The following is a 14,715-nucleotide window of genomic DNA, read 5'->3' on the forward strand; positions in this document are numbered from 1 at the left end:
GCTAGGTCGGGGTCACGAAAGGGTCAAGACTCGGCCTGGTTCAGACCAAGAAACACGCCGAACCGCCACTCCCTCCACTACTCCCACTCGTTCGCCGGCGGCTCTCCGGCCGCCTCCTCCTCCAGCACACCGCGCACCACCCGGAAGGCGAGGCCCTCGGAGTAGCCGCGCCGGGCCAGCATGCCGACCAGCCGCCGGGTGCGGACCTGCGGATCCAGCCCCCGGGTGGACCGCAGCTTGCGCTCCACCAGCGCTCGGGCCGCTTCGGTCTCGTCGTCGTGGTCGACCTGGACGAGGGCCTGCTCGACCAGCTCGGCGGTCACGCCCTTGGTCCGCAGCTCCTGCGCCAGCGCCCGCCGGGACAAGCCCCGGACGGCGTGCCGGGACTCCACCCAGGCCGCCGCGAAGGCCGCGTCGTCGATCAGCCCGACCTCTTCCAACCGGCTGAGTACCCCCTCGGCGACGTCCTCCGGGATCTCCCGCTTCCGCAGGGCGTCGGCGAGCTGCTTGCGGCTCTTGGCAGCGCCGGTCAGCAGCCGCAGACAGATGTCGCGGGCGCGGCTCTCCGGATCCGCCTCCTCCTCGGCCCGCTTCCGCGTGCCGGGGGCCTTCTCTTCCGGCGGCCCCTCGCCGGAACGCCCACCCCGCCGGCTGCGGCGCGGACGGGCGGGCGGGGCGGCCACACCCCCGTGCCCGGCCGCCCCGGCCCCGTCCTCAGCGCCCGGCTCCCCACCCACCAACGCCGAACGGCGACGACGGCGCCCGATGGGCAGCTCGGAGGCGGAGACCAGCCCGAGCGCCTCGATCGAGGCCCCCGCCACCTGCTCCCCGACCGGCCCCGGCTCCGACTCGGGCTCGGGCTCCTCCGCCACCGCGGCGAACCAGTCCGGCGGCCCGTAGTCGTCGTCCTCCGGGCCACCGCCCACCATCTCGTGCTGCATCAACGGCTCAGGCCTTGGCAGCCGCCGTCTTCTTCGCCGCGGCCGTCTTGGCGGCGGTCGCGGTGATCGGCTTGGCGGCACCGTCTTCGGCAGCGGCCTCCGGCTCGCCCTCGGCCGTCTCCTCGGCCTTGGGGCCGATACCGAGCTTGCCCTTGATCTTCCGCTCGATCTCGTCGGCGAGCTGCGGGTTGTCCCGCAGGAAGTTGCGGGCGTTCTCCTTGCCCTGGCCGAGCTGGTCGCCCTCGTAGGTGTACCAGGCGCCGGACTTGCGGATGAAGCCGTGCTCGACGCCCATGTCGATCAGGCCGCCCTCGCGGCTGATGCCGATGCCGTACAGGATGTCGAACTCGGCCTGCTTGAACGGCGCGGCGACCTTGTTCTTGACGACCTTGACCCGGGTGCGGTTGCCGACCGCCTCGGTACCGTCCTTCAGGGTCTCGATCCGGCGGATGTCCAGACGGACCGAGGCGTAGAACTTCAGCGCCCGGCCACCGGTCGTGGTCTCCGGCGAGCCGAACATCACACCGATCTTCTCGCGCAGCTGGTTGATGAAGATCGCGGTGGTGTTCGACTGGTTCAGCGCACCGGCGATCTTGCGCAGCGCCTGGCTCATCAGCCGGGCCTGCAGACCGACGTGCGAGTCACCCATCTCACCCTCGATCTCGGCGCGCGGCACGAGCGCCGCGACCGAGTCGATGATCACCAGGTCGACCGCGCCGGAGCGGATCAGCATGTCGGTGATCTCCAGCGCCTGCTCACCGGTGTCCGGCTGGCTGACCAGCAGCTCGTCGGTGTCCACGCCGAGCTTCTTGGCGTACTCCGGGTCGAGCGCGTGCTCCGCGTCGACGAAGGCGACCCTGCCGCCGGCCTTCTGGGCGTTGGCGGCGAGGTGCAGGGTCAGAGTGGTCTTACCGGAGGACTCGGGGCCGTAGATCTCGACCACCCGGCCGCGCGGGATGCCGCCGACCCCGAGGGCGACATCGAGGGCGGTCGACCCGGTGGAGATCACCTCGATCGGCTCGTTCGCCTTCTCGCCGAGGCGCATCACCGAGCCCTTGCCGAACTGTCGCTCGATCTGGGCGAGCGCGGCCTCGAGGGCCTTCTCCTTGTCCGTACCTGCCATGGCTTTTTCCCTCGGGTTCTGTGCTGTGCGCTTCATCGTCCTCGACGCTAGCGCGTCCCACTGACAAACGAGCCCCACCCGGCTCGCCCTGTGGAAAACTCCACGCCGGAGAGTACAAAAGAACATCTGTTCGATTCAAGCCCCGCAGCTCCCGAACACGCCGCGGGGCGGGCAGTGGATCCACCCCACCACCCGCCCCGCGCCGCCCGTCACTCCCCCTCGCCGCCGACCATCCGGCGCAGCCGCCGCGCCGCCTCCCGGCGCAGCTCCCGGCGGGCCCGCCGCTGCTCGCCCCGGTCGATCCGCGGGTCGGTGGCCACCTCGTACCGCCGCACGTACGTCCCGACGAAGCCCTGCAGGGTCGCCGCCGCCGGAATCGCGATCAGCGCGCCCACCGCACCCAGCAGCGCCGCGCCCGCGATCACCGCGCCGAAGGCCACCGCCGGGTGCACGTCGACCGTCCGGGCGGTGATCCTCGGGTGCAGCACGTAGTTCTCGACCTGCTGGTAGACCACCGTGAAGACCAGCACCCACAGCGCGTCCACCGGCTCCAGGGTGAGCGCCACCAGCACCGGCAGCGCACCCGCCAGGTACGTCCCGATGGTCGGCACGAACTGCGACATGACGCCGACCCAGACCGCCAGCGCGGCCGAGTACGGCAGGTCGATCAGCGCGAACATCACCCAGTGCCCGGCCGCCGACACCACCGCCAGCACCGCCCGCGAGTACAGGTAGCCGCCGGTCTTGGCCAACGCGATCTCCCAGGCCCGCAGCACCTCGCCCTGCTTGGCGGGCGGCAGCAGCGAACACACCGTCCGGCGCACCCGCGGGCCCTCGGCGGTGAAGTAGAAGGTGAACAGCCCGACCGTGAAGGTCTGGAACAGCCCCCCGATCAGCGTGGACGACACGCCCCACACGTTGTCCGCGGCCTGCTGGGCGTACCCCTCGAGCGTCCCGGAGTCCTTCAGCAGCCGCTTCTGCAGCTCACCCAGCGAAAGGTCCTGATGGAAGGTCCGGTTGACCCAGCCGATCAGATTGTCGACCAGGTGCGGCAGGTCCCCGGCGATCTTCGCCACCTGATCCACCAACAACGTGCCGAGCGCCGCCAGGAACCCCACCACCGCGACCCCGACCGCGACGAACACCAGGAAGGTCCCCACCCCCCGCCGCACCCCGCGCGCCGCCATCCGGTCCACGGCCGGCTCCAGCGCCAACGAGAGGAAGAAGGCCACCAGCAGCATCACGAACAGGTCGATCAACTGCCGGAAGGCCCAGTCCGCCAGCTGGAACAGCCCCACCAGCACCAGGAACAGCACCATCGCCCGCGGCAACCAGGGCGGCATCCCGCCCCACAACACCCCGCCCCCCGTCCGCGTCCGCTCCCGCCCCACGTCCGGGTCCTTCTGCTCTCCGCTCGTAGTCACCCGGACAGTCTGTCCCACCACCCCCGCGACAGGCGCTCACCGCAACTGCGCGGAAACCCCCTGGGTCTCACAGACCACCCGCCAGACGTCCTTGGCCTCCCAGCCCGCCTCCAACGCCTGGCGCACCGTCCGCCCACCCAACTCACTCATCACGTGATCGGACGCGAACGACTCCGCGTACCCCTCCCCGAAGTGCGCGTACATCCGTCGCCAGAACTCCGTCAGCCTCATGCCCCCAGTATCCCGGCCCCCCCACACCCCCAACGGGCACGCAGGCAACACCCCACACGCCGACAACACCCCCCACGCCCCGCACCCACCCACCCACCCACCCACACACCCACCCACACACCCACCCACACCACCTCCCCCCTCCCATCCGCCCCAGGCGAGAGGGACGCGCTGCGGGAGGGGGCGGTGGAGGGGGTGGGTGCGGAGAGGGGCGTGACGGGTGATTTTCAGACCGCCAACGGCGCCCAGCCAATTGCCCACAGGGTCGGCGGTCCGAAAATCATCCAGCCCCCGGAGCGCCCACCCCCGGAACCGCCCCCGGCGTCACCCACCCTCCCGAAAGCCCACCCCCCGACAACAGCCCCGCGCAGCGGCCTCCGTCCCCCAGACAGCCCAGCCCAGTGGCCAGCCCCCCACCCCCCCGATGGACTGTTCCTCGAACACCGTCCGGTCCGCGCAGCGGACCCGTGCAAAAGAGCGGGGAACGAAATGCGTTGGGGAACCGCAGCCATCGTGGCGGCCGCCGCCGCGGGGGCCGCCGTCCTGGTGGTCGGCCGCCGCGCCTCCGAGCGGATGGTCCGTCCGGGGCCGCGGCCCGGCCCCGCCGTCGTCGGGCCGGACGCCGGGCCCGTGCTGGTGCAGAGCCTGGCCGCCGGCCGGGTCACCTTCAGCCGCCGTCCGGAGAGCCTGCGCCCCGGCCGCTGGGCGGTCGAGTGGGAGGGCGGCGGCCACGCGGTGGTCGAGGAGGTCCTGCACCGGGACGAGCAGGGGGTCACCCGTCGGCTGGTCCGGGCCGACCGGGGCACCCTGACGCCCGGTACGGAGGTCCGCTTCACCCCGCGCGTGTACCTGGGCGATCCCACCGCCGCGTTCGGCCTGGCCTTCACCGAGACCGCCGCCGACGGCGAGTTGGGCGCGCTGCCCGCCTGGTGGCTGGACGGCAAGCGCGGCACCTGGGTGATCCTGGTGCACGGCCCGGAGGCCGACCGCCGGCAGACCCTCCCGGTGCTGCCGGTCCTGCACCGTCTGGGCCTGCCCGCGCTGGCGGTCACCTACCGCGGCGACGAGGGCGCCCCGGCCTCCCCGGACGGCTACAGCCACTTCGGCGAGACCGAGTGGCGGGACGTCGAGGCGGCGGTGCGGCTGGCGCTGGACAACGGCGCGGGCCGGGTGATCCTCTACGGCTGGTCGATGGGCGCCACCACGGTGCTGCAGACGGCGGCCCGCTCCGCCTGGGCGCACGCGATCAGCGGGATCGTCCTCGACTCGCCGGTCCTGGACCTGCCGGCCGCCGCCCGCCGGGACGCCGTCCGGGCCGGTTTCACCGGGGTCGCAGCCGAGCTGGGCGCGCTGGCCGCGGAGGGCCGCACCGGCGTCGACCTGGCTGACTTCTCCCGCCTCGCCGAGGGCGCGGACCTACGGGTGCCGACCCTGGTCCTGCACAGCCCCGACGACCGGATCGCGCCCTTCGAGAAGGTGGAGCGCCTGGCCGCGGCCCGTCACGACGTGGTGAACCTCCAGCGCTTCCCCGGGGCCGAGCACGCCGCGCTCTGGAACTCGGCCCCGGACCACTACACCGAACTCCTCCGGCGCTGGCTCACCCCGCTGCTCTGACCAAGCCGTCACCCGCCGCACCACAACCCGCCCGCACCAACCCACCCGCACCAACCCACCCGCACCAACCCACCCGCACCAGAAGTCGGCCAGTCCGACTTCCAGTGCTCCGCCACGTGCCCTCCCCCCGTCGCCGACTGGCCGGATCCCAGCCCTCCGCTTCCATCGCGAGCCACCCCGGCCACCCCGCCGCCTCCGTCTCAGGTGCCCCGCGAAACCCCGAGAAACCACGGAAAGTGACCGTCCGGACGGGCAGCGCGACCCCCCGCCGCCAGCCTGACATGCCCCCGCCACCCGTTTCCGGCCAGGCGGTTTGCCGCTGTTGCCCGATCTTGCGGAGGTGCCGTCCCCGGTCGCGCGGGCGTACGGACAACCGGATGTGACAGAAGGCCCATGCAAGGGGAAGACTGCTGGACGTGACGTCTCGGAACCCGCGCGACCGTGATGCCCCGCTCCCGCCGACGATCGGTACCGGTGCGACGGTGACCCGTCTCCCCGGTACGGCCCACCGGCCATCCGGTGGCAGGCCGGGCGGGGCCGGTGTACCCCGGCGACGAGGGCCCGCGCCGGCGCCCGGCCGGGGCCGGGTCCCGGTGCCCGAGGGTTTCCCCGCGCCGGCCGAGCTGGCGCCGCTGGCCCGTCGGATGCTGGTGGACGCCGTCCGGATCGCCCGTTGGGCCGGGGAGCTGGCGGAGGTCGACAAGCGCGGCGAGCTGCTCCCGGACGACGCCCGGGCGGCCGGCCGCGCGCTGGCCATGACGGTCGGCGCGGCGGCCAAGGCATGGGGCCAGGCGCTGCTGGTGGGCCTGGTGGAGGCCCGGGACGGCGGAGCCGGCCCCGGGTGGCGCCTGCACGCCTGGGAGCACGACGACGAGGCCGTGGTGCGCGGCTGGTCCGGGCTGTTCGACGCCTGGACGCTGCTCGCCCCGGTGCCGCCCGCCGCGCTGCGCGGGGTGTTCGCCGTCCTGGCCGGCCAGGCCGTGGACCAGGCCCCGCAGCTGCTGTCCTTCCTGCACCTGGTGGACGGCCCGGTGGCCGAGAGCGAGCTGCTGGAGCTGCTGCGCCGCGGTCTGGACGAGCGCCGGGTCGGCGCCGCCCTCGGCGGCCCTGGCCTGTCGCCCGTGCCGCACGCCGCCTCGGCGGTCTCCGCCGTGCGCGGCACCTGCCGCGCGCCGCAGATCGACACCCCGGCCGCGCCCTCCGACGTGGCCGCCGTGCTGGACTGGATGCTGGACGGCCTGGCAGCGGTGGGCGCCGTGCTGCGCCGCGATGACGCAGCCGAGCTGTCCCCGCTGGGCCACTGGGCGGTGCGGGCGAAGCTGGAGGAGATCTGCACGGTCGCGCAGACCGCGGCCGGGCACATCGAGCAGAGCGCCTTCGAGCTGCTGAACGCCTGCGCGGACTACTCGCCGGGCCCGGCCCGGGCGGAGTTCCGGGCCTGGGTGGCGGCCCGCCCGGCGGACCGCGCGGTGGCCGAGCTGCTGGACGCGGCCCAGGGCGACGACGCGCTGGTGCGCGGGCTGGCCTTCGAGGCACTGCGGGTGGCCGGCGGGCCGGCCGAGCAGGCGGTGCGGGCGGCGGTGGACGCGCCGGTGCTGCGCCCGTACGCGCTGCTGTGGCTGGCCGAGCGTGCCGACGAGGGGGTCTCCCCGGCGGACGTGCTGGGTGCCGAGGACGCGGCCTGGCTGTGGGTGGACACCGCGGCCGCGGTGCTGGACCACGGTGAGACGGAGCTGCTGGTGGGTCATGTGGAGGGCGCCTCGGCGGGCGACCCGGTGCGGCTGTTCGCCCGGGCCCGGCAGTCCGGGCACCCGCGGGCGGCCTCGGTGCTGACGGCGGTCTCCGGCGTACACCCGGACCCGGGCGTGGCCCGGGCGGCCCGCCGTTCGGCCTTCAGCGTCCATACCGGCGGCGCATAGCCCCCACCCCAGCCAAACGAGGAAGGGCCCGGAACCACCAGGTTCCGGGCCCTTCTCGTACAGCGAGACCTCAGCCGAGCCGCGACTCCGCCCGCCGGGCGCGGACGTCGCCGACCTTCTGCCCGACCTTGCGTCGGATGACCAGCAGCGGCGCCATCGCGGCGAGCGTGATCTGGGCGAACGCGCCCACGTGCATCAGGGTGTCGCCACCGGGCAGCCCGGTCGCCCAGGCGGCCAGGCAGCCGATCGCCACCACGACCCAGCAGAGCGTGGCGGTGGCCAGCAGCCCCTGCGGCTTGGGGTACTCGATCCGGCTGACCATGAGGTACGCGGCGCCGAAGATGGCGAGCAGACCGGGCAGGAACGGCGGGTCGAGCAGCACGATGGCGATGACCGTCATCGCGCCCATCGGGCAGGGCATGCCCTGGAACACCCCGGGCCGCATCTTGACGGCCGAGAAGCGGGCCAGCCGCAGCACTACCGCGAGCAGCACGGTCAGCGCGATCAGCGCCGACAGCTTGGTGTTGGAGCCCTGGGAGACCATGCCCCAGACCGCGACGAAGTAGGCCGGCGCGATGCCGAAGCTGATCAGGTCGGCCAGGTTGTCCAGTTCCGCTCCGAGGGCGGAGGAGCGGAGCTTGCGCGCCACCAGTCCGTCGAAGAGGTCGCACATCGAGCCGATCAGCAGCAGCGTCACCGCGGTGGCGGCGCTGTGCCGGTCCGGAGCGGCGTCCGGGTTGGTGATGTGCGGGACCAGGACCCCGGTGGTGATCGAGTAGATCGCCAGGAAGCCGCAGACGGCGTTCCCCAGGGTCAGGAAGTCGGCGGTGGACAGGTGTTGGGGAGAGCGCGGGGCCCGCAGTTCGCGGTCGCGCGCCCAGCGGCGGCGGCGCAGGGCCGTCTCCTCGTCGTCCAGGCCGACGATTGTTTCAGGATCAGTCACGGTCAAGGCGTGTCACCCCGGCTGTGGTCTTCTGGCCGACCTCGACGCCGACCTCGACGCCGGCCGGCAGGTAGGTGTCGACCCGGGAGCCGAACCGGATCAGGCCGATCCGGTCGCCCTGCTCGACCTTGGTTCCGGCGGCCACGTACGGCACGATGCGACGGGCCACGGCCCCCGCGATCTGCACCATCTCGATGTCGCCGAGTTCGGTGTCGAAGTGCCAGACGACCCGCTCGTTCTGGTCGCTGTCCTTGTTGAACGCCGGGACGAAGCCGCCCGCGACGTGCTCGACCGACGTCACCGTGCCCGGCAGGGGCGCGCGGTTGACGTGGACGTTCAGCGGGCTCATGAAGATCGCGACCCGGGTGCGGCCGTCCGGCCAGGCGTCGATGCTCTGGACCACGCCGTCGGCGGGGGAGATGACTCTGCCGGTGCCGATCTCACGCTCGGGGTCGCGGAAGAACCACAGCATGCCCGCGCCGAGCGCGCAGGCCGGTACCGCGGCCAGGGCCCACTTGCCGTTGCGCCGGGTGAGGGCGGTGGTCAGGGCGGCCGTGGCGAGGGTGGGGACGAACCAGGGGGTGGCTCCGCGCGCGATGGTCACGCGGGGTCGCCGGCCGGCCGTCGGGGCTGCGAGGGCATCGCGGTCCGTGACGGAGGTGTGAGGGGACGGGCTGATGGGCATCGAAAACCTTTGTCGCGGGGGATCATGGCCGCTGGACGGGGGCCACCGCGGGATCGGTAATAGAGGGACGGCTTGCTGTCCCGGTGGATGCTATCGGGAGCACACGGTGGGTGGGCAACCCGCCTGCTCGTTCATGTGTCCGGTGGGAGTGCCTGTACGCATCCCGCTTCTACGACCGTAGCTCGCCCCGCTCCGGTTCCCAAGGGACCGGACGAGGCTGGTGACTCTTGTCTCAGCAGGGGGGCGGCCGGAACCCGGCGGGGGACACGGGCCGTACGGGGTGGAAGAAGGTGCACGGAAGCGGCCGCAGGGCGCGTTGCTGCAGCTGTACGCCCTGCGGCCGCTTTCCGGAGGCCGTGCCGGACCCAGGCGGACCAGGCCGGATCCGTGACGTGGCACGGCGCTCTGCCGGGACGGGCCCGCACGCCCGTCGACCGGCGGTTCGGAGGGGGCCGCCCGTCAATCGGGGCGGCCCCGCAATCACTCGGGGATCCCCAGGGCCGGGGCCGGGGGCCGGCCGGTCACTCGGCGATCCGGTATTCCTCCAGGAGCCGGCGTCCGACGATCATCTTCTGGATCTCCGCAGTTCCTTCACCGATGAGCAGCATCGGGGCCTCGCGGTAGAGGCGCTCGATCTCGTACTCCTTGGAGAAGCCGTAGCCGCCGTGGATCCGGAAGGCGTCCTCGACGACCTCCTTGCAGTACTCCGAGGCCAGGTACTTGGCCATGCCGGCCTCGAGGTCGTTGCGCTCGCCGCTGTCCTTCTTGCGGGCGGCCATGACCATCATCTGGTGGGCGGCCTCGACCTTGGTGGCCATCTCGGCGAGCTTGAACTGGATCGCCTGGTGCTCGGCGATCTTCTTGCCGAAGGTGGAGCGCTGCTGGGCGTAGGAGATGCCGAGCTCGAAGGCGCGGCGGGCGACGCCGCAGCCGCGGGCGGCGACGTTGACCCGGCCGACCTCGACGCCGTCCATCATCTGGTAGAAGCCGCGGCCCGGGACGCCGCCGAGGACGCGGTCGGCCGGGATCCGCACGTCCTGCAGCACCAGCTCGGTGGTGTCGACGCCCTTGTAGCCCATCTTCTCGATCTTCCCGGGCACGGTGAGGCCGGGGACGGTCGGGTTCGGACCGAAGCCCGCCGTCTTCTCGATCAGGAAGGTGGTCATGTTCTTGTACGGGCTGCTGCCGCCCTCGTCGGTCTTGCACAGGACCGCGACCAGGGTGGAGGTGCCGCCGTTGGTGAGCCACATCTTCTGGCCGTTGAGGACGTAGAAGTCCCCGTCCTTGACGCCCTTGGTGGAGATGGCCGAAACGTCGGAGCCGAGGCCGGGCTCGGACATCGAGAAGGCGCCGCGGATTTCGCCGGCGGCCATCTTCGGCAGGAAGTAGTCCTTCTGCTCCTGGGTGCCGTGGGCGTTGATCATGTGCGCCACGATGAAGTGGGTGTTGACGATGCCGGAGACGGACATCCAGCCGCGGGCGATCTCCTCGACCACCAGGGCGTAGGTGAGCAGGGACTCGCCCAGGCCCCCGTACTCCTCGGGGATGGTGAGGCCGAACAGCCCGAGCTGCTTCATGCCCTCGACGATGGCGGTCGGGTACTCGTCCTTGTGCTCCAGCTCGGTCGCGACCGGAATGATCTCCTTGTCGACGAAATCCCGCACGGTGGCGAGGATGTCCCGCTGGATCTCGGTGAGGCCGTCGGTCTGTGCGAGGCGTCCCATCGTGCGGCTCCGGAATGTCTGAAAGGGCGGGGGGGGGGATTTCCGGGGGCCCTGCCGGCGTGGCTGCGGCAGCAGGGCCCCCGACCGGGTGGGGGTCGGCCGATGACGGCGGCCTCCCCGTCCGGGGTCTTTCGGGGTGCTCCCCTTTCCATAGGGGTGGTCCCTATAGAAAGGGGAGCGTTCAGGGGCGGTTCAGGAGAGCGGCTCGGGGCGGCCGGGCTGCTCGCCGCCGCGCTCCTTGGTGTACGTCGCGGTCGGCACCATCACCTTGCGGCGGAAGATGCAGACGACCGTGCCGTCCTGCTTGTACCCCTTGGTCTCGACGTGGACGATGCCGCGGTCGTCCTTGGACTTGGACGGCCACTTGTCCAGGACGGTCGTCTCGCCGTAGATGGTGTCGCCGTGGAAGGTCGGCGCGATGTGGCGCAGCGACTCGATCTCCAGGTTGGCGATCGCCTTGCCGGAGACGTCCGGGACGGACATGCCGAGCAGCAGCGAGTAGACGTAGTTGCCCACCACGACGTTCCGGCCGAAGTCGGTCGTCTTCTCCGCGTAGTTGGTGTCCAGGTGGAGCGGGTGGTGGTTCATGGTGAGCAGGCAGAAGAGGTGGTCGTCGTATTCCGTGACGGTCTTCCCGGGCCAGTGCTTGTAGACCGCGCCGACCTCGAACTCCTCGTAGGTGCGTCCGAATTGCATGAGCCTTACGCCTCCGCCTTCTTCTCGGATCCGGGCAGTTCGAACTTGGTGGTGCGCTGCATGCCGGCGGCCCGGCCCTTGCCGGAGATGACCAGGGCCATCTTGCGGCTGGCCTCGTCGATCATCTCGTCGCCCAGCATCGCGGAGCCCTTGGCGCCGCCCGCCTCGGAGGTGCAGTAGTCGTAGGCGTCGAGGATCAGCTCGGCGTGGTCGTAGTCCTCCTGCGAGGGGGAGTAGACCTCGTTGGCGATGGCGACCTGGTCCGGGTGCAGCACCCACTTGCCGTCGAAGCCGAGGGCGGCGGAGCGGCCGGCGACCTCGCGGTAGCCGTCGGGGTTGCGGATCTGCAGGTAGGGGCCGTCGATCGCCTGGAGGTCGTTGGCGCGGGCGGCCATCAGGATGCGCATCAGGATGTAGTGGTAGGCGTCGGCGTTGTAGCCGGGCGGCTGCTCGCCGACCACCAGGGACTTCATGTTGATCGAGGCCATGAAGTCGGCGGGGCCGAAGATGATGGTCTCCAGCCGGGGCGAGGCCTCGGCGATGGCGTCGACGTTGATCAGGCCCTTGGCGTTCTCGATCTGCGCCTCGATGCCGATCTTGCCGACCTCGAAGCCCATGGTCTTCTCGATCTGGGTGAGCAGTAGGTCGAGCGCCTTGACCTGCTCGGCGTCCTGGACCTTGGGCAGCATGATGCAGTCGAGGTTGGGGCCGGCGCCCTCGACCACGGTGATCACGTCGCGGTAGGTCCAGTGGGTGGTCCAGTCGTTGACCCGCACGACGCGGGTCTTGTCGCCCCAGTCGCCGTTGTTCAGCGCGTCGACGATGTGGTGGCGGGCGCTCTCCTTGACCAGCGGGGCGCAGGCGTCCTCGAGGTCGAGGAAGACCTGGTCGGCCGGGAGGCCCTGGGCCTTCTCCAGGAAGCGCGGGTTGCTGCCCGGTACGGCGAGGCAGGAGCGGCGGGGGCGAAGCCGGTTGACGTTGCTCATGAGGGTGGTTCTGTTCCTTCCCAGTGGTCAGCTGGTCAGCTGGTCAGTTCGTGGCCGTGGTCGGTGCGGGCGTCCACGGCTGGAGCCGGTTGGCCAGCCGGATCTCGTCCACGATCCGGCCGATGATGGTGGTGATGCCGAAGTCCTTCGGGGTGAACACGGCGGCGACGCCGACGGCCTTGAGGGCCTCGCCGTCCGCTGCCGGGATGATGCCACCCACGATCACCGGGACATCCTCCACCCCGGCGCGGCGCAGCCGCTTCAGGACGTCGGGCACCAGCTCGGAGTGCGCGCCGGAGAGGATCGACAGGCCCACGCAGTGCACGTCCTCCGCCACCGCGGCGGAGACGATCTGCTCCGGGGTCAGCCGGATGCCCTGGTAGACCACCTCGAACCCGGCGTCGCGGGCCCGGACGGCGATCTGCTCGGCACCGTTGGAGTGCCCGTCCAGGCCGGGCTTGCCGACCAGCAGGCGCAGCTTGCCGGCGCCCAGCTCCTCGGCGGTGGCGGCGACGGCGGCGCGGACCTGCTCCAGTTCCCCGCCGGGTTCGGCGGCGACCGCGACGGGCGCGCCGCCCACGCCGGTGGGGGCGCGGTACTCGCCGAACACCTCGCGCAGGGCGAAGGACCACTCGCCGGTGGTGACCCCGGCCCGGGCGCAGGCGAGGGTGGCCGGCATCAGGTTGGCCCCGGTGGCGGCGACGGCCTTGAGCTCGGCCAGCGACTCCTGGGCGGCGGCCTCGTCGCGCTGTCCGCGCCAGGCCTCCAGGGCGGTGAGCACGGACTGCTCGGACGCCGGGTCGACCACCATGATCGCGGTGTCGAGGTCGGCGGTGAGCGGGCTGGGCTCGGTGGTGTCGAAGCAGTTGACGCCGATGATCTTGTCCTCGCCGGACTCGATCCGGGCCCGGCGGGCGGCGTGCGAGGCGACCAGGTTGGACTTGAGGTAGCCGGACTCGACGGCCGGAATCACCCCGCCCATCTCCAGCACCTTGGCGATCTCCGCCTCGGCGCCCGCCAGCAGCGCGGCGGTCTTGGCCTCGATCACCTCGGAGCCGTTGAAGATGTCGCCGTACTCCAGCAGGTCCGACTCGTAGGCCAGCACCTGCTGGATCCGCAGCGACCACTGCTGGTCCCAGGGGCGGGGCAGGCCCAACGCCTCGTTCCAGGTCGGGAGTTGGACGGCCCGGGCGCGGGCGTCCTTGGACAGGGTGACGGCCAGCATCTCCAGCACGATCCGCTGGACGTTGTTCTCCGGCTGCGCCTCGGTCAGCCCGAGCGAGTTGACCTGGACGCCGTAGCGGAAGCGCCGCTGCTTGGGGTCGGCGACGCCGTAGCGCTCCAGCGTGACCTTCTCCCAGAGCCGGGCGAAGGCGCGCATCTTGCACATCTCCTCGACGAAGCGCACCCCGGCGTTGACGAAGAAGGAGATCCGGGCGACCACGTCGCCCATCCGCTCGGCGGGGACCTGCCCGGAGTCGCGGACGGCGTCGAGCACCGAGATGGCGGTGCACATCGCGTAGGCGATCTCCTGGACGGGCGTGGCCCCGGCCTCCTGCAGGTGGTAGCTGCAGATGTTGATCGGGTTCCACTTGGGGATGTTGCCGACCGTGTAGGCGATCATGTCGGTGATCAGGCGCACCGACGGGCCGGGCGGGAAGACGTGCGTCCCGCGCGACAGGTACTCCTTGACGATGTCGTTCTGGGTGGTGCCGGTGAGCTTGGCGATGTCGGCGCCCTGCTCCTCGGCGACCACCTGGTAGAGCGCCAGCAGCCACATCGCGGTGGCGTTGATCGTCATGGAGGTGTTGGTCTGTTCGAGCGGGATGCCGTCGAACAGGGTGCGCATGTCGCCGACGTGGCCGACCGGGACCCCGACCCGGCCCACCTCGCCGCGGGCGAGGATGTGGTCGGAGTCGTAGCCGGTCTGGGTCGGCAGGTCGAAGGCGACGGACAGGCCGGTCTGGCCCTTCGCCAGGTTCCGCCGGTAGAGCGCGTTGGAGTCGCTCGCGGTGGAGTGCCCGGCGTAGGTGCGCATCAGCCAGGGCCGGTCGCGCTTCTGGGGCTCGGTCATCGGAGGCGCCTCAGATGTTGCGGAAGCGGTTGATGGCGGGCAGGTGCTTCTCGCGCAGTTCGGCGTTCTGGACGCCGAGGCCCTCCCGGGGGGCCAGGCAGAGCACGCCGACCTTGCCCTGGTGCTTGTTGTGGTGCACGTCGAGGGCGGCCTGGCCGGTCTCCTCCAGGGAGTAGACCTTGGAGAGGGTCGGGTGGATCCTGCCCTTGGCGACCAGGCGGTTGGCCTCGTAGGCCTCGCGGTAGTTGGCGAAGTGCGAGCCGACGATCCGCTTGAGCGACATCCACAGGTAGCGGTTGTCGTACTGGTGCATGTAGCCGGAGGTGGAGGCGCAGGTGACGATGGTGCCGCCCTT

12 protein-coding genes and 1 pseudogene are annotated in these 14,715 nt (G+C 71.7%); 2 read left to right on the forward strand and 11 right to left on the reverse strand.

The window, feature by feature from the left end; translation table 11 throughout:
• Nucleotides 1-77 precede the first annotated feature (77 nt).
• The 4 genes from ACFWIS_RS11445 to ACFWIS_RS11460 form a co-directional block, all read right to left on the reverse strand.
• Nucleotides 78-941, reverse strand: coding sequence for a regulatory protein RecX (locus ACFWIS_RS11445; RefSeq protein ID WP_380454847.1), 864 nt, complete (start codon nucleotides 939-941; stop codon nucleotides 78-80).
• Between the two features lie 7 nt (nucleotides 942-948).
• Nucleotides 949-2,064, reverse strand: a complete 1,116-nt coding sequence (gene recA / locus ACFWIS_RS11450; protein ID WP_380454849.1) for a recombinase RecA — start codon at nucleotides 2,062-2,064, stop codon at nucleotides 949-951.
• Nucleotides 2,065-2,273: 209 nt separating this feature from the next.
• Nucleotides 2,274-3,488 carry an AI-2E family transporter gene (locus tag ACFWIS_RS11455; RefSeq protein WP_380454851.1) on the reverse strand — a complete coding sequence of 405 codons (1,215 nt, stop codon included), beginning with the start codon at nucleotides 3,486-3,488 and terminating at the stop codon, nucleotides 2,274-2,276.
• Nucleotides 3,489-3,524: 36 nt separating this feature from the next.
• Entirely contained in the window at nucleotides 3,525-3,719 is a 195-nt protein-coding gene (locus ACFWIS_RS11460) for a DUF3046 domain-containing protein (RefSeq protein ID WP_350507756.1), read from the reverse strand.
• A gap of 489 nt (nucleotides 3,720-4,208) precedes the next feature.
• Between ACFWIS_RS11460 and ACFWIS_RS11465 the strand changes: the two genes are divergently transcribed.
• Complete coding sequence (locus ACFWIS_RS11465) at nucleotides 4,209-5,333, forward strand: alpha/beta hydrolase family protein (protein ID WP_380463546.1); 1,125 nt, start codon at nucleotides 4,209-4,211, stop codon at nucleotides 5,331-5,333.
• A 593-nt stretch (nucleotides 5,334-5,926) separates the two neighbouring features.
• Nucleotides 5,927-7,252 (forward strand): hypothetical protein, encoded by a 1,326-nt coding sequence (locus tag ACFWIS_RS11470; protein ID WP_380463544.1) that lies wholly within the window; start codon nucleotides 5,927-5,929, stop codon nucleotides 7,250-7,252.
• A 70-nt stretch (nucleotides 7,253-7,322) separates the two neighbouring features.
• Here the strand turns inward: ACFWIS_RS11470 and ACFWIS_RS11475 are convergent, their stop codons facing one another.
• From ACFWIS_RS11475 to ACFWIS_RS11505, 7 genes and pseudogenes are all read right to left on the reverse strand, one after another.
• The gene (locus ACFWIS_RS11475; protein WP_380463542.1) at nucleotides 7,323-8,201 is read right to left on the reverse strand and encodes a CDP-alcohol phosphatidyltransferase family protein; all 879 of its coding nucleotides are present in this window, start codon (nucleotides 8,199-8,201) and stop codon (nucleotides 7,323-7,325) included.
• Nucleotides 8,188-8,880 carry a phosphatidylserine decarboxylase gene (locus ACFWIS_RS11480; protein ID WP_380463540.1) on the reverse strand — a complete coding sequence of 231 codons (693 nt, stop codon included), beginning with the start codon at nucleotides 8,878-8,880 and terminating at the stop codon, nucleotides 8,188-8,190. Before ACFWIS_RS11480 ends, ACFWIS_RS11475 begins: the two co-directional genes overlap by 14 nt.
• 521 nt (nucleotides 8,881-9,401) lie before the next feature.
• Nucleotides 9,402-10,604 (reverse strand): acyl-CoA dehydrogenase family protein, encoded by a 1,203-nt coding sequence (locus tag ACFWIS_RS11485; protein ID WP_380463539.1) that lies wholly within the window; start codon nucleotides 10,602-10,604, stop codon nucleotides 9,402-9,404.
• Nucleotides 10,605-10,796: 192 nt separating this feature from the next.
• Nucleotides 10,797-11,300, reverse strand: coding sequence for a MaoC family dehydratase (locus ACFWIS_RS11490; protein ID WP_380463538.1), 504 nt, complete (start codon nucleotides 11,298-11,300; stop codon nucleotides 10,797-10,799).
• 5 nt (nucleotides 11,301-11,305) lie between these two features.
• Entirely contained in the window at nucleotides 11,306-12,286 is a 981-nt protein-coding gene (locus ACFWIS_RS11495; RefSeq protein WP_380463536.1) for an HpcH/HpaI aldolase/citrate lyase family protein, read from the reverse strand.
• Between the two features lie 43 nt (nucleotides 12,287-12,329).
• Nucleotides 12,330-14,360, reverse strand: a complete 2,031-nt coding sequence (locus ACFWIS_RS11500) for a protein meaA (protein WP_380523827.1) — start codon at nucleotides 14,358-14,360, stop codon at nucleotides 12,330-12,332.
• 10 nt (nucleotides 14,361-14,370) lie between these two features.
• Nucleotides 14,371-14,715: pseudogene (locus tag ACFWIS_RS11505) on the reverse strand (crotonyl-CoA carboxylase/reductase); the annotation flags it as partial.

Origin of the sequence: Kitasatospora sp. NPDC127060 (assembly GCF_042724935.1) — a bacterium.
In the GTDB taxonomy this organism is placed as follows: Bacteria; Actinomycetota; Actinomycetes; order Streptomycetales; family Streptomycetaceae; genus Kitasatospora.